The following is a 19,568-nucleotide window of genomic DNA, read 5'->3' as shown; positions in this document are numbered from 1 at the left end:
AGCAATCGGTCAAGTCATGCAAGACGCTTCTTCCACAGACCGACCCAGGCCCAGGTTTCGAATCCACCTCGATCGTTGATGGCCAGCATCCAGGAGTTCTCCACCGCATTCCACGTGTAGATTCGCTCCACTCTGCTCGACTCCCCCAGCGCCACATGATTGGCGATCTTCAGGGCTGCGCCGAGTCCGTGCCCTCGATGTTCACGCGCGACCAGAGTCGACCCCTGCCATCCCACTGCGGGGCGTTCGTCGAAGTGGGCGACCTCGGTGAATCCGGCGGCGCTGTCCCCTTTGAGTGCCAACGCTGTGCCCAGCAGCTCCCGATTCTTCCTGCGCCTCTCATCGAGGGCGCGGACCCGCTCAGCATCCCAGCTCTCCTCTTCGCCGAATTCTTCGGCTCCCGGGGTGTCCGTGGACATCTTCTGGTGCAGCCAGGCGATCTGTTCGAGGCGATGTTCAGGAGTCGGACCGCTCCAGGTCTCGATCGTATAGCCGGGATCGAGTTCGACACGAGGCAAGCTCGCCGCGACTGCGGTCTTCGCCACCGAGCACCTCTCCAGCTGCTTGAAGGCGAATCCATGATGGCTCAGGAACGCGACATCCGGCTGCCCGGCGGGCAGGCTTCCCGCACCGGTTTCCGCTGCCAGGTGGGCACTGCGCACTTCGGACGCACGGACCGACTCGGGATTTTCGCAGTAGCTGGTCAGTTGGGTGCGCCCCTGTGCGACGAGGCTCGTCTCCATCGCAGTCAGCATTTCGGCGCCGAAGCCCTGTCGTCGTTTGTCCGGGTGAACCGCGCACCACACATCGGCGACATCGAGGTTGTCCTGCAAGGTCAGGTAGGCGATGCCTTTGGCCACAATCGCTCCGCCGAGGCGACCGATCCAGGTCTGATGACTCGTGTACTCGTTCGGAGAGAGCAGCTCCTGGCGCACCTCGTCCGCGCGCGGATCGAAATCAACGCCGAGACCCGATGCCCGGTTGATGAGCGCATCGAAGGCGACCACCTCGGCGAGGATCTCCTCGATCTCGTTCGCAGGGCGAGATCCGGCGGGGATGTGAGTGATCTCCATGAACGGACATTCTAGACTTCGAACATGGTCAATGTCAGTGTTCTCTCCCAGAATCCGGCCGCAGTCAACTGCGGAATCATCACCGGCTCGAACGCCAGCCTCATCGTCGACTCGGGCCCCGGGCCCAGCGCCGCGAAGCAGCTGGCGGCCAGGGCACAGCAGCTGAGCCTCGAGGCCACCGGCCGTGTCAATCCTCTTGCGGCCGTCATCACTCACGACCATTGGGATCATTTCTTCGGCAACGCCACCCTCGCCGCAGCAGGGGCTGAGACCTTCCACGGTTCCCAGTCCTTCGCAGGAGATCAGGAGGCGAGCGCGTGGATCGCCCTCGACGCCGTCCGCAATGCGCCCGAGACCGCGGAGTTCGCCGCCGAGCTGCCCGAGGATCCCGGCGACCTCCTCGTCGACGTCTCCCCCGTCGATGCGCCCGGAGCAGATTCGGGGATCGATCTCGGTGAATGTCGGGTCGAGTTCCATGTGCTGGGCGGGCATTCCACAGCGGATCTCGTCGTGCGCCTGATCGATCAGGGGATCGTGTTCGCCGGTGACCTGATCGAGGAGGGCGATCCCCCGCAGGCCGGCAATGATGCCTCACTGAGTGAGTGGGTGACCAGCTTGCACACGCTGCTGTCGTTTTCCGAGGCCACCGTCTTCGTGCCCGGTCACGGGGTGCCTGTTGACCGGGAATTCGTCGAACGTCAGCTCGCGGACCTCGAGGGGCTGCGGGTGAATCAGGCCGACGCCGAGGTGGCTCTGCCTGCCCGTGTCATGCCCGGTGACCATGACCGCACACTCCCCCGCGAACGGGTCATCTTCCCTGTCGGTGCAGAGCGGTGACGAGGTCTGAGCCGATGGCACCGAACAGCGTCTGAGCCCACACGCTGTCGCCTTCGACATAGGGACGGTCACCGTCGAAGATCCACTGCAGCTGGTTGGCGGCCTGCCGATCGTTCTGACAGCTGCGGCACACGGGAACCCGGACCCCTGTGCCATCGGCATCGAGGCGGGTCGTCGACTGTGCCTCTCCGTGCAGCGGATTGATCGTGCACAGACTCTGCGGGAGCTTGCTGCGTCCCCGTGACCCAGCCTTCTTCGTCCTGCCCGCCCCCACCTCGGCGATCTCTCGTCCTGCCTGCCGGAGCAGAACCATCGCTCCGGCCAGGTCGATGCGTTCGGAGTCCTCGTCGTCGACGATCCGGCGTGCGATCTGATAGGCGTCGAGGGATCTCTCCACCTTCTCGGAATCGGGTGCGTCGAGGTTCTGCGTCTGCAGACGATCGATCTCGTCGGCGATCTCAGTGGTGTCGGCATTGATCGTCTCGCGCAGGGACCGACGCTGCAGAGAATCAACCCGTTCGAGCAGCCGGTCCGGCAGTTGATACTTCATCCGCAAACGCTTCTTCGTCGACCTCTGCCGCCATGATCGTGTGAACCAGATTCCTGCGATCACGATCGCCAACACCAGCACGGCGATTCCGAGGAACATCGGAGCGAACGATCCCGAATCGTCGACAGTCTGGACTTCGCTGCCCGAAGCCTCCTGTGCGGTGCCGGCTTCCTCCTCGGTCTTCGTCTGCGGATCCGCATAGAGGTCGAGGAGGGTGTTGAGCTTGGTCGTCGACGGCGTGCCCACATTCCATTCGTCGCGGGCAATCGAGAGCTGTTCCATGACCTGCATCTGCAGCTCGTGCTGGTCCTCGAAATGCTGATCGACGGTGAGAGCGCTGCCCCCGTTGATCATGACGTAGACGCCTTCACCGCCGTTGAAGACCTTGATCTGCTCAAGGAGGTCACTGTCGAGAAAATCCTGGTCGACGGCGATGACGTAGACGTCGTAGTCGAGATTGCCCATCGTGGCCTCGGCTTTGTCCATAAGGGCGGGATTGAGGGACCCCGCCAAGGACTCCTCGATGTAGACGGGATCGGTCTGCAGCGCCTTCGCGACCTGCTCTGCGTCGACTGTCACTGTCCTAGTAGCCTCTTTCCGATAGATCGCCAGATCAGAACTCCGATGATGCCGACTCCGCCTCCGACGATGAGTCCCAGGACCATGCCTGCCACGGCTCCTCCGCCCGTGGGGTAGGTCAGGTCGCGCGGATCGCTTGAGTTGTCGACGTCCACGACGATGGGATCGCCGTTGTCATCGATCATCCTCGCATAGGAACCCTCGGCATCCTCTGCTTCGGTGGACTTCAGCGCCCGAACATAGTCGAGGGCTCGCCGTGAGACCGTGGCATCATGGTCGAGCTCCAGAGGATCGTCGAGCTGGCGGACGATTCCTTTGTGGCCGAGGTCCTCGTGGACCTCATTGGCGACGAGCACCGTGGCACGATCATCGGAGAGCTCTGTCGCGATCCGGGCGGCGGTGAGCTCGCCATCACCGTCTGCGGCGTCGAGCTGCGAGGTGGTCAGAATCGCCACGTAGATCGGCTCTGTGAGATCACCGACCTCCTTGCGAATTGCTGCCAGCTCGGAGTCCTCGACACCGACCACCTGGTATTCGTCGATGAAGACCGGGTCCGTCTCGAGTGCCTTCGCAATCTGCTGGTAGCGGCTTCTGTCGTAGTCGGGATCGTATCGGCTCGCGACGCGATCCGAGTAGATCGAGTCGACGGAGATCTGATCGCCACTCTCCGCCTCGATCCGCGCAGACTTCGCTTCGTCGAACTTCGCTGAGCTGTACATCGTCGTTCCGACGACCACTGCGGCGAAGACCAGCAGCGCCAGCGTCCATCTCATCCACGTTCTCATCGCTGCCGTCCTCTCGCAGAGACAGCTCCGTGTGCGTCGAGCACGGCATCCTCGAGAGGTTGAAAGCTGCCGAAGCCGGCGACTGCGTACACGTCACTGCGCTGAAAGTACGGCACGGGCTTCGACCGCTTGGCTCCGGGCCGCTGAGGAACCATGAGACATTCGGGATCATGTCCGTCGTTGATCTCGCTGCGGCACTTCGCACACAGATCGACCGTGACCGCGGTTCCGCGCTGCCGCAGGGCGAATCTCTCGATCCCGTGCCGATGGTGGGGAAAGAGGAAGCAGAACCGCGGTGCCTCGGACTTTTTCGAGGCGGTCCCCCGCAGCCGCTTACGCACCCATTCGAGGGTCGTCAGCAGGTTCTGCACACCGAAGCGGTGGGAGAAATCACTGTCGTCCGCCCAGTCCGGATGCTCATCCATGATTGCTGTCAACGCGTCCTGGACTCGTCTGCCGCGGTCGTAGATCCGCCACAGCTCGTCGTCGGACTCAGACGGCTCGGGCAGCGGTTCGAGTGCGCCGTCCACACGTTGGGGCAATCGCTCGTCCTTCACCGGATCGGGGCTCGTAGTCAGGCTCGTCCGCCACGAATATTTGGCGCGGCGCCTCATCAGCCACACACTCAGGCCGAGTGCCGTTACGGCAGCCGCCCCGAATACGAGCGCATCAGGGTTGCCGTTGTCCAGGCCCGTGGCTTCGATGTAGTCCTCATCGCGTTCGCCGACGTCTCGAGTGTCGAAGTCCGGCGGAGGCGGCAGCTCCTCCCCCTGCGCTGTCGCAACGAGGGTACGGAGATGATGGGGAACGGACAGTTCGAGGGGCAGGAAGTCGTCGCTGGCCGATCGAGCAAACATCGCTGAGTCGGGAGGCATCGCGGGTCCGTTGTCGTCAACGACGTAGGCGAACGTCTTCGCTGAGGACTCCGCCATGGTGAACAGGACGATGCTCTGCTCGGCACGACCGGCTTCGTGGACGCGGAAGGCGAGGTCGGCCGTGAATCTGTCCCAGACATCACGACTACGGACGGTATCGCGCATCTTCGGCACGATGGCGATGAAATAGGGAATGCCGGACTTCTCGGTTTCGTCTGCGGCACGTCGCAGTGCGCTCAGCTGGTTCGCTGTCAGTCCCGGTTCGACGATCGGGTCGATGAACAGCGGATCGTCATCCCAAGCTGAGCGGATGCGCGATCGCAGCTTTTCCAACAGTCGACTTTCGGTCACCTGACAAGACTAATATGAGCCACTTGCCGAACCCGCCCTCATTGGTTCCGAGTCTGCAACATTGTCGGCCCAGCACCCATGCCTCGGGCACTGCAGCACAGATAGAAAGAACCCCACAGCATCAGCTGTGGGGTTCTTTCAAGCGGCAGCAGTCAGACTGCTGCCAGCGAAATCACTTGACGGTGACGGTTGCGCCCGCGCCCTCGAGTGTTTCCTTGGCCTTCTCGGCTGCGTCCTTGGACACGCCTTCGAGGACAGCCTTAGGAGCGCCGTCGACGAGGTCCTTGGCTTCCTTCAGTCCGAGGGAGGTGAGCCCACGAACTTCCTTGATGACAGGAACCTTCTTCTCGCCGGCCGATTCGAGGATGACGTCGAATTCGGTCTGCTCTTCGGCAGCCTCAGCAGCGGCAGCAGGTGCAGCGGCAACAGCAGCGGCAGGTGCAGCAGCTTCAACTTCGAAGACCTCTTCGAACTTCTTGACGAAGTCGGAGAGTTCGATCAGTGTGAGCTCTTTGAAGCCTTCGATGAGCTCTTCGGGGGTGAGCTTAGCCATGGTGGCCAGTCCTTCCTTTGGTGGTCACGGTGAGTGACCGGGTTTATGGGGTGTTGCTCAGGCGTCTGAGGCAGGAGCGTTGTCCTGCTTCTCGCGCAGAGCGTCGACAGTGCGCACGGCCTTGACCATCGGAGCGGTGAAGAGGTAAGCCGCCTGGTGGAGGCTTGCCTTCATTGCGCCAGCTGCCTTTGCAAGCAGCACTTCGCGTGGTTCGAGGTCGGCGAGTTTGTTGACATTCTCAGCACTGAGGACGGCACCATCCCAGTAGCCGCCCTTCAATACGAGCTGAGAATTCGCCTTGGCAAAGTTACGCAATGCCTTTGCAGCCTCTGGTGGTTCACCGTTGACGAATGCGATCGCGGTGGGTCCGTTGAGGAACTCATCGAGGTCGTTGATTCCGGCTTCTTTGGCTGCAATAGCAGTGAGCGTATTCTTTACCACGGCGTAGCTGACGTTCTCACCGAGTGAAACGCGCAGATCTTTCATCTGCGCAACGGTGAGACCGCGGTACTCGGTCAGCAACACAGCATCGGAGTTCTCAAACTGCTGTTTGAGCTCCTCTACTGCGGCTGCCTTGTCTGGCCTCGCCATGGTAGTTCCTTTCGTACAGTCGCCGATCGTGTCCCGACAACAAAAAAGCGCTCCACGCAGGTATGCGTGAAACGCTTCGGATGATGAGTTCATAGGAACTCACCGGAAGAATCTCGTGCTCACCTGCGCGGGTCACTCCATTGGAGTCTTCGTTTCCGGGCAACAGGATCCGATTGCGAATTCTGCAGATTCCGGAAAGACCGACGGTCTTGGGTAGTTGAAGTCTATCGAAGGTGCTCGCGCCAAGTCCAATCGACCGCAGAGATGCTGAACACATCGCTCGCTCAGCCGATCTCGACCTCTACCGATCTCGACCTCTACGACAAGCCTGGCAACATTCCGGGCGCTGAGCAACCTGCAGACAGGTTGCGCAGCGCCCGGAAGGTGGCTGAGCCGGCGAGCGGGTCAGTATTCGATGACGACTCGGCCGTCGATCTTGCCGTGGATCATCTCATCGAGGATCGCGTTGATGTCCTCGAGCGGACGCTTGCTGTAGGTCGGATGGATCTTGCCGGCTGCGTAGAATTCCAAGGCCTCCACCATGTCCTGACGGGTGCCGACGATCGAACCGCGGATCGTCAGTCCTTTGAGGACGATGTCGAAGATGGGAGCCGGGAACTCACCTGGAGGCAACCCGTTGAAGACGATCGTGCCGCCTCGGCGGGTCATCGAGATCGCCTGCCCGAATGCCTTCGGATGCACCGCTGTGACAAGCACTCCGTGTGAGCCTCCGACCTTCTCCTGGATGATGTCGGCCGGCTCCTCAGCAAAGGCATTGACCGTGATCTCCGCTCCGTGCTTCTTCGCCAGCGCCAGCTTGTCATCGGCGACGTCGACGGCGATGACGCGCATCCCCATCGCCACCGCATACTGCACGGCGATGTGGCCGAGCCCGCCGATGCCGGAGATGACGACCCATTGCCCAGGCTTCACCTCGGTGCGCTTGAGTCCCTTGTAGACGGTGACGCCGGCACACAGCACGGGTGCGATCTCGTATGGGTCGGACCCCTCCGGGATGATGGCGGCGAACTTCGTGTCGACGAGCATGTACTCACCGAACGATCCGTCGATTCCGTAACCGCCGTTGACCTGCTGCTCGCAGAGCGTCTCCCACCCTTGACGGCAGTGCTCGCATGTTCCGCAGGCGCTCCACAGCCAGGCGTTTCCGATCATCTGCCCGACCTTGACATCTGTGACGTCGGGCCCGACCTTCTCGACGGTTCCGACACCTTCGTGGCCGGGGATGAGAGGAACCTTCGGTTTGACCGGCCAGTCGCCGTGTGCCGCGTGCAGGTCGGTATGGCAGACCCCCGAGGCGATGAGTTTGACCAATGCCTGGCCGGGTCCGGGCTCGGGGATCTCGTTGTCTCCGACGACGAGATCCTGTCCGAATCCCTCAACTACTGCTGCTTTCATTTCTGACATCATTCGCTCCTTTGTGACGATGTTCTCTATCTCTGTGGTGGTCTCTCTTATCGCAGCACTTCTGGTGCGGTGCAGCGGTTTCTGCTCAGAAGAAGCCCTGGGCGTTCTCCGAGTAGCTGACCAACAGGTTCTTAGTCTGCTGGTAGTGGTCGAGCATCATCAGGTGGTTCTCACGTCCGATGCCAGATGCCTTGTACCCGCCGAAGGCCGCATGCGCCGGGTAGGCGTGGTAGTTGTTGACCCACACACGACCTGCCTGGATGTCGCGGCCCGCGCGGTAGGCGGTGTTGCCATTGCGCGACCAGACTCCGGCACCCAATCCGTAGAGAGTGTCGTTCGCGGTGGAGATGGCGTCGTCGTAGTCACTGAAGGTGGCTACCGAGACGACAGGGCCGAAGATCTCCTCCTGGAAGATTCGCATCTTGTTGTTGCCCCTGAAGATGGTCGGCTGCACGTAATAGCCGCCGGACAAGTCCCCGCCGAGGTCCGCCCGGGCTCCACCGGTGAGCACCTCGGCGCCCTCCTGCCTTCCGATGTCGAGGTAGGACATGATCTTCTCGAACTGGTCGTTCGAGGCTTGCGCACCCATCATCGTGTCGGTGTCGAGAGGGTTGCCCTGCACGATCCTCTTCGCCCGTTCCGCAACCGCCTCGAGGAAGGGATCGGCGATCGATTCCTGGACCAGTGCACGGGACGGGCAGGTGCAGACCTCGCCCTGGTTGAGGGCGAACATGGTGAAGCCTTCCTGGGCTTTGTCCCAGTAGGCGTCATCCTTGGCATTGACGTCATCGAAGAAGATGTTCGGGGACTTACCACCGAGTTCCAGGGTGACCGGGATGATGTTCTGCGAGGCGTACTGCATGATGAGGCGGCCCGTGGTCGTCTCACCGGTGAACGCGATCTTCGAGATCCGCTTGTTCGATGCCAGGGGCTTGCCCGCTTCGAGGCCGAAGCCGTTGACGACGTTGAGGACTCCATCGGGAAGCAGGTCCGAGATGAGTTCCATGAGGACGAGGATCGAGGCCGGAGTCTGTTCGGCAGGCTTGAGGACAATGGCATTGCCTGCTGCCAACGCTGGGGCGATCTTCCACACGCCCATGAGTATCGGGAAGTTCCAGGGAATGATCTGGCCGACCACGCCGAGCGGCTCATGGAAGTGATAGGCCACCGTGTCGTCATCGATCTGCGAGAGGCCGCCCTCTTGCGCCCGGATCGCCCCGGCGAAGTAGCGGAAATGATCGATGGCCAGAGGAATGTCGGCGTTGAGGCATTCGCGGACTGCCTTGCCGTTGTCCCAAGTCTCCGCCACCGCGATCATCTCGAGGTTCTCCTCGATCCGGTCAGCGATCTTGTTCAAGATCACGGCGCGCTCCGCGGGCGAGGTCTTGCCCCAGGCGGGAGCCGCCTTGTGGGCGGCGTCGAGTGCGAGTTCGATGTCTTCTGCGGTGCTGGCGGGCACTTCGCAGAACGCTTTGCCCGTAATCGGTGTCGGGTTCTCGAAATAGTTCCCGTTGACGGGAGCGACCCACTGTCCGCCGATGAAGTTCTCATACCGTGATTTGAAGGTGACGAGCGATCCGTCTTGACCAGGCTGAGCGTAAACAGTCATTGCAACTCCTTTGATGCGTATTCGACGATCGGATGTCTGTCTCCGATTGCTCCACACGCTACGCAAGGCAACGTTGCAAGTGGGTTGCATCACACATACAGGCCTGTCTGTCTGAGCCCCTATCGCGATGCGTCCGCGGCCCTTCCGAAAGCCTTGTCGAGCACCATCAGCGTCAGTATCCGAGAGCTTCGAGTCGCACGACGGCCGCATTGCGTTCGGGTGCTTCGGGTGGGGCCAGGCGCAGCACCGACATCAGCACTTCCGAATCCTCGCGAGCTTCGGCCAATCCCGCATAGCGCCACAGCTGCTGCCAGGTCCCGTTCTGCAGCAGGCTCTCCCGAATCAGCGCCTGCAGCTCAGCACCGATCTCCCGGATTCCAGGGGCGTTGGAATCGGGCAGCACCTGCCCCTGATAGAAGTTGAGCGCCGTCTCCACGTCGCCTTGAGCCAGGCCCCGATGCGTGCGTTCGACGTCGCTGTCGATGTCTCCTCGCAGCCGGTAGGGGCGGGCATCGAGCCGCAGGTCGCCGAGGTCGTCAATCGTTCTGCGCAGCCGCGCAATCTCCGCCCGGACCGTGACTTCACTTCCGCCGAGCGCCCATAGCCGATCGGCGAGCCCGGCGCTGCTGATGCCGCCGGGGTTGCGCGCCAGGAGCAACAGGATCTCAGCATGTCGTCCCGACAGCGTGATTCGGGTGCCGTCAGGGCTCGAGAGCTGAGGACGGGACCTGGTGACTTCGAGATAGGCACCAGCACCGGCAGGAGACTGCCCGCCGGAGCCCGGGGCGTAGAGCTTCGACAAACCGACTCCCGCGGCCTGTGCCGTGGAATTCAGCAACGGCAGGACAATGGATGATACCGCGTCATCACCGCCGGTGACGTCGATGATCCCCAGGACCTGACCGGTCAGCGGATGGCTCACCGGCACTGCGCTGCAGCTCCACGAGTGCACCTCTGCGGAGAAGTGCTCGGCCTGACTGATCTGCACGGCACTGCGCGAGCGCAGTGCCAGCCCGGGCGCAGAGGTGCCCATCACGTCTTCGGACCAGTCGGTGCCGGGCACGAAGCCCATGGCCTCGGCCCGACTGCGGACGGCACGTTCACCTTCGACCCACAGCAGACGGCCCTGTTCATCACCGAGGGCCACGAGCAGACCGGCCTCTTTGGCGGGTTCGATGAGGTGCGACTGCAGCAGGCCCATGATGGAGCTGAAGGGGTGACGACGTCTCACCTCGGCGAGCTGATCGGCCTCGTAGGCCATGCGCACACGCACTCCAGCCGGGTCCCGAAGACGATCCAGAGACCGGTTCCAGGATTCGAGGACTGCGGGGCGAACGCCGGGACCAGTGTCCGAAGTTAAGTTCAGCGAGGCCAGATTGTCATGGGCACGGCGAACAATGCGCTGATAGTCATCGCGAAGCAGCGGAGTCGAATGCATGGCTGAGCTGTCCACCCCCATCGGCGGTTGTCACAAAGTGGTCTTCGGTGCTCACAATCTATCCGCGATGGGTCATCCGGGCAAGACCGGTCTCGCATTCCCAGACAACAGAAAGGGCGGGAAGTGAGAGTCTCACTTCCCGCCCAGTCTCGCTGTGTGCGGTTCAATCCCTTACAGGGATCAGACCACGCGCATCGACGAACCGTCGATCGGAACGGCAGGACCGTTCGATGTGGTCACGGTTGCCTTCGAGATGTAGCGGCCCTTCGAGGAGCTCGGCTTCAGACGCACGATCTCTTCGATGGCAGCATCGAAGTTCGCCTGCAGTGCTTCCTCGGAGAAGGAGACCTTTCCGATGATGAAATGCAGGTTCGAGTGCTTGTCAACGCGGAATTCGATCTTTCCGCCCTTGATCTCGGTCACGGCCTTGGCGACATCCATGGTCACGGTGCCGGTCTTGGGGTTCGGCATCAGGCCACGGGGACCCAGCACCTTACCCAGACGTCCGACCTTGCCCATCATGTCAGGGGTGGCCACAGCCGAGTCGAAGTCGGTGAAGCCATTGGCCACCTTCTCCAGCAGGTCATCGGAACCGACGAAGTCGGCACCTGCTTCACGAGCAGCTTCTGCACGGTCGCCGGCAGCGAACACCAGGACCCGAGCGGTCTTACCGGTACCATGCGGAAGGTTGACGGTGCCGCGCACCATCTGATCCGCCTTACGTGGGTCAACACCCAGGCGGAGGGCGACCTCAACGGTGGCGTCGTACTTCGCCACTGTGGTCTCTTTGGCCAGGGCGATTGCCTGAGCCGGTTCGTATGTCACATCTGCGGCGATCTTCTCTGCCGCGGCCTGGTAGGCCTTTGAACGCTTTGCCATCTGCTTCTCTCCTTGCAGTCGTGGTGCGGGCTGCGCGAGCCCTACCACAGTGAAATGTCTGGTCTCAGACCTCGATGTCGGTGGTCACGCCCATGGAGCGAGCGGTGCCAGCGATGATGCGGTCAGCCTGATCCAGGTCATTGGCGTTGAGGTCGGGCATCTTTGTGGTGGCGATCTCGCGAACCTGGTCGGCGCTCAGGTGAGCAACCTTGTCGGTGTGTGGAGTAGCCGATCCCGACTTCACGCCTGCAGCCTTCTTGATGAGTTCTGCAGCCGGTGGGGTCTTGAGGATGAAGGTGAACGAACGGTCTTCGAACACAGTGATCTCAACGGGAACGATGTTCCCGCGCTGGGACTCTGTAGCGGCGTTGTAAGCCTTGCAGAATTCCATGATGTTGACGCCGTGCTGGGCAAGCGCCGGACCAATCGGAGGAGCCGGGTTAGCGGCACCTGCCTGAATCTGGAGCTTGACGAGGCCGGCTACCTTTTTCTTGGGAGGCATATACGGTCCTTAATCTTGATAGTTTCGATGTGCCAGAGAAATACGGCGCATCGTCTGAAAACAGCTTCCGATGAGAGCCGAGATCAAACCACACCAGTATTCCATGCCTGCAGACCCCGGAGCAAATGTCGGTGACAGGCATCACTGAGTGTGAATGTGCGAAAGGGCCCGGAATTCACCGGGCCCTTTCGCGCTTTGACAATCAGATCAGAGCTTGGACACCTGGTCGAAGCTGAGCTCAACGGGAACGTCACGCTCGAAGATCGACAGCAGCACGGTGAGCTTCTGCGATTCCGGACGGATCTCCTGGATCGTTGCGGGGTGGCCCTCGAACGAACCTTCCTTGACGAGGACGGACTCGCCGACCTCGTATTCCACCTCGGTGATGGGGGCGGACTTCGCTGCCTGCTCAGCCTGCACACCTTCAGCGGCGGCGGCTTCGGCCTGACGCTCTTCGAAGATCGGAGCGAGCATCGTGAAGACCTCATCGATGGACAGAGGCGTCGGGTCGTAGGCGTTGCCCACGAATCCGGTCACACCGGGAGTGTGGCGGACCGCGCCCCAGGACTCGTCGGTGAGTTCCATACGTACGAGCACATAGCCCGGGATGCGGACTCGACGGACCTGCTTGCGCTGGCCGTTCTTGATCTCGACGACGTCTTCCATCGGCACCTGGGACTCGAAGATGAACTCTTCGAGGTTGAGGCTGATCGCACGGTTCTCGAGGTTCTGCTTGACGCGGTTCTCGTAGCCTGCGTAGGAGTGGATGACGTACCAGTCACCCTCCTGCATCCGCAGTTCCGACTTGAACTCTTCGGCCGGGTCGACCTCGTCGGCTGCGGCACCGTCTTCGTCGGACTCGGACTCTTCGTCGGAATCCGACTCTGAATCGGTCTCGGCATCGTCTGCGACGACCTCGTCGACTGCGTCCTCAGTGGAGGCAGCCTCGGCGACCGGGGCTTCCTCAGCAGAAGCGTCTTCGACCTGTGCGTCGTCGGCGCTCACAGCGGAGGTTTCGTTGTCCACGTCTTCCACCACTGGTGCAACGCTCGACTCCTCTGGAGTGGCGTTCTGTGTCTCAGGGGTTTCCTGCTCAGGTGAACTGGTATCCGACACCGATCAATTCCTCGCTTCGCGTGTAGTGATTCCCATATGGGAGTGAAGGGTCTGCAACGTGTTTGAAATCCTAGTGATCACCGTTGTTGGTGATTCACCACAATGGCCACAGGGGTGTTCCGCCGAAGACGAATCCGACGAGCTTGCCGAACACGAGGTCGAGGACCACCACGAGAAGCATCATGAAGAGGATGAAGCCCAGCACAACCAGGGTGTAATTGACCAGTTGCTTACGTGTCGGGGTGACGACCTTCTTCAGCTCCGCGATGACTTCGCGGAAGAACTGCAGGATTCGTCCGAAGAACCCGAGCTGCTTACGACTGGCGCCCTTGGGCGTATCTCCAGTCTTCTTTGCCGGTGTGTCGCTCACACATCCTCACTCGGTCGGTTTCCATTGGGACAGCACAATTGTTCAAGCCCGTCGAGGACGGCGTTACGCCGATATGACTCAAGCAGATATCAACTGCGCAGGGGTGACAGGACTCGAACCTGCAACCTACGGTTTTGGAGACCGTTGCGCTACCAATTGCGCCACACCCCTTCGATTCGACACCCTCGATTCGTGTTCCCCGAGTCGTGTCCAACCACGAGAAACGAGCATACCGTCTGTGACCGCCGTTAGTCGAACCGGCCACCGAGAGCTGCCGAAATTCGATCGTCACTGCCCCTATTCCTCGGTTGCGGCGGGCTGTTCCTGCGGCGGCCGAGCGATGAGCGGCACCGGTTCCGGGAAGGTCTTCCAAGGTTCGATCGTGACCGCCTGGTTGGGGCTGACCGTGACGATCTGGACGTCGATGGGCCGTTTGGTCTTGTTGTCCACGCGCACGATGCTCAGCTCCGCGACCATCTTCAGCGGCCCCGGGGTCAGTGCGTTCGCCAGTGCCCCTCCTGTCGTCGAACTCACATATCGGACTCCGCTGCCCAAGGTCTCAGGGCCGACCCGTCGGTGCCAGTGTCCGCTGAGGCTGTAGTGGGCACATCCGGAGCGCAGGGACGGCGCCCCGACCCGTGCATCGTGGATGAGCATGATGTCGAAGTCGCTGGCGCAGGCTTCGTCGTTGAGTTTCTGCGCGTACTGGTCGGCGGTGAGATCCGTCTCGAGCTGCGGGCCGGATCCGAACACGGTGCGTCTGGGGTCGGGGCCGCCGAAGAACGTCACCCCGCTCATCTCCGCGCTCGAATCCTCGAGGACCTTCCAGCCTTTGCTGCGCGCGTGGCTCGTGGTCTCGGTGGAGTCGTGGTTGCCTTTGACGATCATCCGCGGCAGCTTCTCGGGCAGTTCGTCATCGAGCACGTCGAGGCAGTAGTTCTCCGCCGAGGTGCCCGTCATCGTCACATCTCCCCCGTCGATGTACGCGTCCGCGTGGCTCATTCGGGACACAGCGCCGACGACCCGGGCCATGCCGATGTTGCAGTGCAGATCAGAGCCGAACACGAACGTGGACACGTCGGCGTTCGTCTCCTGGGCTGTTCCCCGGGCAGGCGGGACCATTCCCTGATCCGACCAATTGCCTGTCAGAGGGCGCGTGCGCCACTGTTCGTTGAGGTTGGCCAGCACCTGATCGTAGAAGGCGTCGTTGTCCTCAGAGAAGTCTTTGACCGCGGTGAACGCGGTATCGATGACCCCGCCGAGGCGGCCCGTGACCTGGGCACCCGCCAGCGGAGTGCCGTCGAAAGCGGGGTCGGCGACGAGGGGCTTGGGTCTGGTGAGGACCGCTGTGCCCACGCTGGCCAGGACGAGGACCGTGACCAGTCCGATGCTGATGAGTTCCTTGCCGACGAAGGCTCTGCCGATTCCGGCCAGTCGAGCGGGGCCGAGGACGAACGCCGTGGCCACGACCACACCGCTGATGATGCACACGGCCAGGGCCCAGCGGGCCAGAATCGCGGTCGTGAGTCCGTTGACGATCTCGTCGACCTGCGCCTGCGGTGCCGAGAACAGGGAGGCGTAGGAGGCGATGTCGCCGCCCAGCGCATCGACTGCCCCTCCCCCGACGCCCGCATCCGGTCCGGCACCGTCTGATCCCTCGGAGGAGCCTCGATCGGATCGCCGCTCAGAGGCACCGGCGTGAGAGTCGTCGTCAGCGGCTCCCGAGACAGGGATCTGTCCGATGTCGACGGTGAGCCCGAGCCCCAGCGGTAGATACTCATCCGCGGGGATGAGCAGCTTGCCAAGGGGCCCGAAGTCTACGGTCAGCCGAGAGTCGGCGGTGATCTGATAACGGGCCTCGTGAGGACCGAAGCTGAGATCTGCTCGCGCAGAGAACAGCGCCCACGGCAGGGTCACGACTGCGACCACAGCCATGAGGATGAGCAGCGCTGCGGTTCTCCGACGAGACGACACGGGAGACAACCGGTTCAAAGAGAGCAGGCGATGAACGTCGGTTCGGGCTCGAGGACGATGCCGAACTTCTCATTGACTCCGTCGACGACGGTCCGCGCCAACTCGAGCACGTCGTTCGTCTCGGCAGCACCGCGGTTCGTCAGCGCCAGGGTGTGCTTGGTCGACAGGCTTGCCCGACCGGCCCCGACGCTGAAGCCCTTGGAGAATCCCGCATGCTCGATCAGCCAGGCGGCCGAGGTCTTCGTCTGCCCCTCGATCGTCGACCCGCTCAGCGGGTCCGTGACCGGGTACCGCGGTGCCTCGGCGGGCAGCGTGGCTGGGTCATCGACGATTGGGTTGGTGAAGAAGGATCCTGCTGACCAGGTGTCATGGTCGCCTGGATCCACGACCATGCCCTTGGACCTGCGCAGGGAGATCACACTGGAGCGGACCTGGGTGGCCGGCACCGTGTCCCCGATCTCGACGTCCAGCGCCGAGGCGAGCTGTGCGTATCGCACGGGCAGGGAGTCCGGGCTGCGGTGGAGGTCGAAGGTCACCGACAGCACCAGGTACTGGGCGCTGCCCGTTCTCTGCTGTGCACGTTTGAGTGTCGAGGTGCGGTAGCCGAACTCGAGTTCGACGGCGCTGAGGTGGCGGACTTGGCCGGCGAGGCGATCGAAGACCTCGACCGAGGTGATGAGCTCGGCGACCTCGGTCCCGTAGGCGCCCACGTTCTGGATCGGGGTTGCCCCGACGGAGCCGGGGATACCTGACAGGGCTTCGAGGCCGGCGAGACCGCGGTCGAGGGTGAAGGCGACGAATTCGTCCCAGTTCTCCCCCGCCTCGGCGGTCACACGGGTCTCCGTCTCCGAGGTCTCGGTCATCGTCACACCTTTGGTGGCGACCACGCACACGTCGGCTGCGAAGCCGTCGTCGGAGATGAGCAGGTTCGACCCGCCGCCGATGAAGAGGACATCGGCGTTCTCACGAGCCGAGAGGCTCAGGGGATGGTCACGAGAGAATTCGACGAGCTCGTCCCGGGTCTCCGAGATATGCAGATTCACTGCAGGGCCGCCGAGGTGGAACGTCGTGAAGTCTGCCAGCTCCGAGGTCACCGTGAGACTCGGATCTGGGTGCGGCTGAGCACATCCTGGTCTCCGGACTTCACCGTGACGTCGATGCGGGCGGTGCCCACTGCGCTGTCGACGGCTCCGACGACTGCGGTCATCGACAGTGTGGCCGTGGGTGTGGCCGGCGTGCCGGATTCGGCGTCGGGGACGAGCACCGGCGCGGAGAAGCGTGTCCGGTAGTCGACGATCGCGCCCGGGTCGCCGACCCATTCGACGACGGGGGCGATGACGACGGCCATCGAGAGCATGCCGTGGGCGATGACTCCGTCAAGGCCCACCTCGGTGGCGAAGCGTTCAGACCAGTGGATCGGGTTGTGATCGCCCGAGGCGCCTGCGTAGTCGACGAGCGAGGCCCGTGACAGGGGGATCTCGGCTTCGACGACGGTGTCTCCGATGGTCAGTTGGGAGAGATCGTTGACGCTCATTCTCCGTCTCCTCTCACGACGATGGTCGAGGTCACGGTGACGACCGGCTGCTGCGCTGCGTCGGTGATCTCGGTGCGGGTGGTGATCATGGCGTTGCTGCCCGCGGCGCGCACGCCGTCGACATGGGTCGTGGCGGCCAGGGAGTCGCCGGCGACGATGGGCCGGGTGATGCTGAACTGCTCCGAACCGTGGACGACCTTGGAGAAGTCGATTCCGGAGTCGGGATCGCTGATGTAGGCCGCTTCGGACTTCTGCGCGATGATCACGGCGAACGTCGTCGGTGCCACGACGTCGTGATAGCCCAGGGCGGTCGCCGCCTCGGTCTCGAAGTGGTAGTCGGCCGTGGCATTGGTGGCCAACGCGAATTCCGCGACGGCCTCCCGCGACACCTCGTAGGGGCGGGGCAGGGAGTAGCTGGTCCCCTGCTTATCGGTATTCACCGGCATAGTGGCTCTCTTTCGATAAGACGTCGTGATCCCAGCCTAGCGGCCTGCCCTCATGGGAGGGGAATTCTCCCGACCAGTGGTTCCCACCGCGGAATTGACCACGAATTCGCATCGGGTTCACTCAATTGGTGCACGATCGTCCTCAGCCCCCGAAAACTGGTATAAGTTGTTGTCCACATCACGTTTGACGTTCGGCTTCCGAATCATCACCGCGATGACGCGGACGGACGGCTCAGGTGACTGCGAGCAGTGAGGCCAGATGTATTCACAAGGAGTAGTGCGATGACGAACAACCCTGCAGACTCAACCGCGTCGAAGACAGCTGGGAACAAGGACGTGCCGAGCCCGCAGACCGGTTCAGGAACCAGCACGAACAAGCGCGTGGTCAAGGACGCCGTCGCAGTTCCCAGCACAGGACGCGGTCTCAATACGGCCGAAGCTCGCCCTCAGGTCGCTGCCACGCCTGCCCCGGCTGTCACCTCGGCACCGGATCCGGCTGATGTCGAGGTCCATGTCGGCACCGATGCCGCCTATGCGGGCAAAGAGGCAGAGCGGGTCCAGATCCGCCGCCCCCTGCGCAATATCTCCGAGGTCCGCCACTTCTTCCGCACCAACATCACACCGATCTATTTCATCGGCGCGACCCCGTTCAACCTCCTCGGTCTCGACCGGTGGGTTCGCAACTTCTCCTACATCACGTATTACGACGGCTGGGACGGCGGGCACCCGCGCGTCTTCTCCCCTCGGTACAAGCCGTTCGTCGAATTCGACAGCGGCGAGGCGATCAACAACTGGCTCCTCCTCAACGCCGAGGTGCGTGCCCATATGACGGCGAACGTGCCCCACGGCGAGAGGCCGAAGGTGGCCATGGTCTTCTTCGACGAGGAGACCGAGCGCATCTGCCGTGAACTCGGCTACGACCTGATCCTGCCCTCCGCGGATCTGCGCAATCAGCTCGATTCGAAGATCGAGACGACGAAGCTCGGCAATGAAGCCGGCGCCTTCTCCGTGCCCAACGTGCTCACCACTGCTGATACCTATGCGCAGCTGAACGCAGAGGCGAAGAAGGCGGACCTGGGCACCGACCTCGTCGTCCAGACCCCGTACGGCGATTCGGGGAAGACGACGTTCTTCATCGCCGCCGAGGCGGATTGGGACCGTCACAAGCACGACATCATCGGCCAGCAGCTGAAGATCATGAAGCGCATCAACAACACCCCGGTGGCGGTGGAAGCCGTGATCACCAGCAGCGGAGTCGTCGTCGGCCCGTTCCTCACCGAGCTGGCGGGCTTCGCCGAGCTCACTCCGTACAAGGGCGGTTGGTGCGGCAATGAGATGACTCCCGACGTACTCACCGCAGACCAGCGCACACGGGCCAGGGAACTGGTGCGGCGCATGGGTGAGGGGCTGCGCAAGCGCGGCTACCGCGGCTTCTTCGAGGTCGATGTGCTCGTCGACCTCGACACCGACGATGTCTGGCTCGGCGAGCTCAATCCGCGGATCTCCGGCGCCTCGGCGATCACGAACGTCACGGCCGGTGCCTATGCCGACGTCCCGCTGTTCCTGTTCCACCTGCTCGAATACCTCGACGTCGAATTCGATCTCGACGTCGATGAGATCAACGAGCGTTGGGAGGAGCTCTCCGGAGCTGATGAGTGGAGCCAGATGGTCATCAAGGAGACCGCTGACATCACCGAGTACATCACGCACTCACCATTGACAGGTCAGTACTATCTCGACCAGTTCGGGACCCTGACCTACAAGCGTGCCGCGCTTGACTGGCATCCCCTGCAGAACGGCAACGAGGTGTTCTTCCTGCGCATCTACGGAGCCGGCGAGTACCGGTGGAAGGGCGCCGACCTCGGCGTGCTCGTGACCAAGAACCCGCTGCAGACGAAGGCCGGAGGGCCGAACGCCCTGAGCATCAGGGCCAAGCACTTCATCGATTCCGTTCGGGCGATGTACGCAGGTGTTCCCGTCGCGGCAGAGGATCCGTCTCCGGCTCTGGGCGGCCCAGGCGCCAAGGGCGATTGACATCTTCCTGTGGTGATAATCTCATCACGGACTTCCCGAAACGACTG

Annotated in this window: 19 protein-coding genes and 1 tRNA gene; 2 read left to right on the top strand and 18 right to left on the bottom strand. The window is 62.5% G+C overall.

The features are described from left to right. Positions 1 to 14: 14 nt before the first annotated feature. The gene (locus tag PGC08_RS06195; RefSeq protein ID WP_271709773.1) at positions 15 to 1,073 is read right to left on the bottom strand and encodes a GNAT family N-acetyltransferase; all 1,059 of its coding nucleotides are present in this window, start codon (positions 1,071 to 1,073) and stop codon (positions 15 to 17) included. A 24-nt stretch (positions 1,074 to 1,097) separates the two neighbouring features. Between PGC08_RS06195 and PGC08_RS06190 the strand changes: the two genes are divergently transcribed. Beyond that, positions 1,098 to 1,910: an MBL fold metallo-hydrolase gene (locus PGC08_RS06190; RefSeq protein WP_114319673.1), complete on the top strand. Its 813-nt coding sequence runs from the start codon at positions 1,098 to 1,100 to the stop codon at positions 1,908 to 1,910. Here PGC08_RS06190 and PGC08_RS06185 read toward each other — a convergent pair. The 17 genes from PGC08_RS06185 to PGC08_RS06105 form a co-directional block, all read right to left on the bottom strand. Then, positions 1,882 to 3,039, bottom strand: coding sequence for a hypothetical protein (locus PGC08_RS06185; RefSeq protein WP_271709772.1), 1,158 nt, complete (start codon positions 3,037 to 3,039; stop codon positions 1,882 to 1,884). The two genes, PGC08_RS06190 and PGC08_RS06185, sit on opposite strands and share 29 nt — an antisense overlap. Further along, positions 3,036 to 3,824 (bottom strand): hypothetical protein, encoded by a 789-nt coding sequence (locus tag PGC08_RS06180; RefSeq protein ID WP_125178032.1) that lies wholly within the window; start codon positions 3,822 to 3,824, stop codon positions 3,036 to 3,038. Before PGC08_RS06180 ends, PGC08_RS06185 begins: the two co-directional genes overlap by 4 nt. Further along, a complete protein-coding gene (locus PGC08_RS06175; RefSeq protein WP_122992778.1) occupies positions 3,821 to 5,050 on the bottom strand; it encodes a hypothetical protein in 1,230 nt (409 codons plus the stop codon). The genes PGC08_RS06180 and PGC08_RS06175 overlap by 4 nt, the downstream gene beginning before the upstream one ends. Positions 5,051 to 5,222: 172 nt before the next feature. After that, positions 5,223 to 5,603, bottom strand: a complete 381-nt coding sequence (gene rplL / locus PGC08_RS06170) for a 50S ribosomal protein L7/L12 (protein ID WP_009883590.1) — start codon at positions 5,601 to 5,603, stop codon at positions 5,223 to 5,225. Positions 5,604 to 5,660: 57 nt separating this feature from the next. Beyond that, a complete protein-coding gene (gene rplJ, locus PGC08_RS06165; protein ID WP_009883591.1) occupies positions 5,661 to 6,194 on the bottom strand; it encodes a 50S ribosomal protein L10 in 534 nt (177 codons plus the stop codon). A 405-nt stretch (positions 6,195 to 6,599) separates the two neighbouring features. Then, positions 6,600 to 7,619: an alcohol dehydrogenase AdhP gene (gene adhP, locus PGC08_RS06160; protein ID WP_009883592.1), complete on the bottom strand. Its 1,020-nt coding sequence runs from the start codon at positions 7,617 to 7,619 to the stop codon at positions 6,600 to 6,602. A gap of 85 nt (positions 7,620 to 7,704) precedes the next feature. Beyond that, positions 7,705 to 9,228 carry an acetaldehyde dehydrogenase ExaC gene (gene exaC / locus PGC08_RS06155; RefSeq protein WP_096158447.1) on the bottom strand — a complete coding sequence of 508 codons (1,524 nt, stop codon included), beginning with the start codon at positions 9,226 to 9,228 and terminating at the stop codon, positions 7,705 to 7,707. A gap of 172 nt (positions 9,229 to 9,400) precedes the next feature. Continuing rightward, positions 9,401 to 10,666, bottom strand: coding sequence for a helix-turn-helix domain-containing protein (locus tag PGC08_RS06150; protein ID WP_271709771.1), 1,266 nt, complete (start codon positions 10,664 to 10,666; stop codon positions 9,401 to 9,403). Between the two features lie 180 nt (positions 10,667 to 10,846). Then, positions 10,847 to 11,545: a 50S ribosomal protein L1 gene (gene rplA / locus PGC08_RS06145; RefSeq protein ID WP_069599771.1), complete on the bottom strand. Its 699-nt coding sequence runs from the start codon at positions 11,543 to 11,545 to the stop codon at positions 10,847 to 10,849. A gap of 64 nt (positions 11,546 to 11,609) precedes the next feature. After that, positions 11,610 to 12,047, bottom strand: coding sequence for a 50S ribosomal protein L11 (gene rplK, locus PGC08_RS06140; protein ID WP_069599770.1), 438 nt, complete (start codon positions 12,045 to 12,047; stop codon positions 11,610 to 11,612). Between the two features lie 207 nt (positions 12,048 to 12,254). Next, the gene (gene nusG / locus PGC08_RS06135) at positions 12,255 to 13,163 is read right to left on the bottom strand and encodes a transcription termination/antitermination protein NusG (RefSeq protein ID WP_009883597.1); all 909 of its coding nucleotides are present in this window, start codon (positions 13,161 to 13,163) and stop codon (positions 12,255 to 12,257) included. A 94-nt stretch (positions 13,164 to 13,257) separates the two neighbouring features. Then, positions 13,258 to 13,533, bottom strand: a complete 276-nt coding sequence (gene secE / locus PGC08_RS06130) for a preprotein translocase subunit SecE (RefSeq protein ID WP_009883598.1) — start codon at positions 13,531 to 13,533, stop codon at positions 13,258 to 13,260. Positions 13,534 to 13,631: 98 nt separating this feature from the next. Beyond that, positions 13,632 to 13,704, bottom strand: a tRNA-Trp gene (locus PGC08_RS06125). A 126-nt stretch (positions 13,705 to 13,830) separates the two neighbouring features. Further along, a complete protein-coding gene (locus PGC08_RS06120; protein WP_271709770.1) occupies positions 13,831 to 15,525 on the bottom strand; it encodes a metallophosphoesterase family protein in 1,695 nt (564 codons plus the stop codon). Beyond that, positions 15,522 to 16,601: a UDP-N-acetylmuramate dehydrogenase gene (locus PGC08_RS06115; protein ID WP_271709769.1), complete on the bottom strand. Its 1,080-nt coding sequence runs from the start codon at positions 16,599 to 16,601 to the stop codon at positions 15,522 to 15,524. The genes PGC08_RS06120 and PGC08_RS06115 overlap by 4 nt, the downstream gene beginning before the upstream one ends. Then, positions 16,598 to 17,041, bottom strand: coding sequence for a MaoC family dehydratase (locus PGC08_RS06110; protein ID WP_096160994.1), 444 nt, complete (start codon positions 17,039 to 17,041; stop codon positions 16,598 to 16,600). Before PGC08_RS06110 ends, PGC08_RS06115 begins: the two co-directional genes overlap by 4 nt. Continuing rightward, positions 17,038 to 17,487: an FAS1-like dehydratase domain-containing protein gene (locus PGC08_RS06105; protein WP_009883602.1), complete on the bottom strand. Its 450-nt coding sequence runs from the start codon at positions 17,485 to 17,487 to the stop codon at positions 17,038 to 17,040. The genes PGC08_RS06110 and PGC08_RS06105 overlap by 4 nt, the downstream gene beginning before the upstream one ends. 282 nt (positions 17,488 to 17,769) lie before the next feature. Here PGC08_RS06105 and PGC08_RS06100 point away from each other — a divergent pair, with 282 nt between their 5' ends. Beyond that, positions 17,770 to 19,521 (top strand): biotin carboxylase, encoded by a 1,752-nt coding sequence (locus tag PGC08_RS06100; protein WP_271709768.1) that lies wholly within the window; start codon positions 17,770 to 17,772, stop codon positions 19,519 to 19,521. The last annotated feature ends 47 nt before the right edge of the window (positions 19,522 to 19,568 follow it).

It is taken from the genome of Brevibacterium sp. BDJS002 (assembly GCF_028201555.1).
Taxonomy (GTDB): Bacteria; Actinomycetota; Actinomycetes; order Actinomycetales; family Brevibacteriaceae; genus Brevibacterium; species Brevibacterium aurantiacum.
This window is presented reverse-complemented; position numbering and strand designations above follow the sequence as displayed.

What these genes read in the sequence shown, in the direction of transcription:
- exaC (WP_096158447.1), bottom strand. Translation starts at nt 9,228, where the DNA reads ATGACTGTTTACGCTCAGCCTGGTCAAGACGGATCGCTCGTCACCTTC.
- PGC08_RS06100 (WP_271709768.1), top strand. Translation starts at nt 17,770, where the DNA reads ATGACGAACAACCCTGCAGACTCAACCGCGTCGAAGACAGCTGGGAAC.
- rplJ (WP_009883591.1), bottom strand. Translation starts at nt 6,194, where the DNA reads ATGGCGAGGCCAGACAAGGCAGCCGCAGTAGAGGAGCTCAAACAGCAG.
- PGC08_RS06150 (WP_271709771.1), bottom strand. Translation starts at nt 10,666, where the DNA reads ATGCATTCGACTCCGCTGCTTCGCGATGACTATCAGCGCATTGTTCGC.
- rplK (WP_069599770.1), bottom strand. Translation starts at nt 12,047, where the DNA reads ATGCCTCCCAAGAAAAAGGTAGCCGGCCTCGTCAAGCTCCAGATTCAG.
- PGC08_RS06190 (WP_114319673.1), top strand. Translation starts at nt 1,098, where the DNA reads ATGGTCAATGTCAGTGTTCTCTCCCAGAATCCGGCCGCAGTCAACTGC.
- PGC08_RS06195 (WP_271709773.1), bottom strand. Translation starts at nt 1,073, where the DNA reads ATGGAGATCACTCACATCCCCGCCGGATCTCGCCCTGCGAACGAGATC.
- rplL (WP_009883590.1), bottom strand. Translation starts at nt 5,603, where the DNA reads ATGGCTAAGCTCACCCCCGAAGAGCTCATCGAAGGCTTCAAAGAGCTC.
- PGC08_RS06110 (WP_096160994.1), bottom strand. Translation starts at nt 17,041, where the DNA reads ATGAGCGTCAACGATCTCTCCCAACTGACCATCGGAGACACCGTCGTC.
- PGC08_RS06180 (WP_125178032.1), bottom strand. Translation starts at nt 3,824, where the DNA reads ATGAGAACGTGGATGAGATGGACGCTGGCGCTGCTGGTCTTCGCCGCA.
- rplA (WP_069599771.1), bottom strand. Translation starts at nt 11,545, where the DNA reads ATGGCAAAGCGTTCAAAGGCCTACCAGGCCGCGGCAGAGAAGATCGCC.
- PGC08_RS06105 (WP_009883602.1), bottom strand. Translation starts at nt 17,487, where the DNA reads ATGCCGGTGAATACCGATAAGCAGGGGACCAGCTACTCCCTGCCCCGC.
- adhP (WP_009883592.1), bottom strand. Translation starts at nt 7,619, where the DNA reads ATGTCAGAAATGAAAGCAGCAGTAGTTGAGGGATTCGGACAGGATCTC.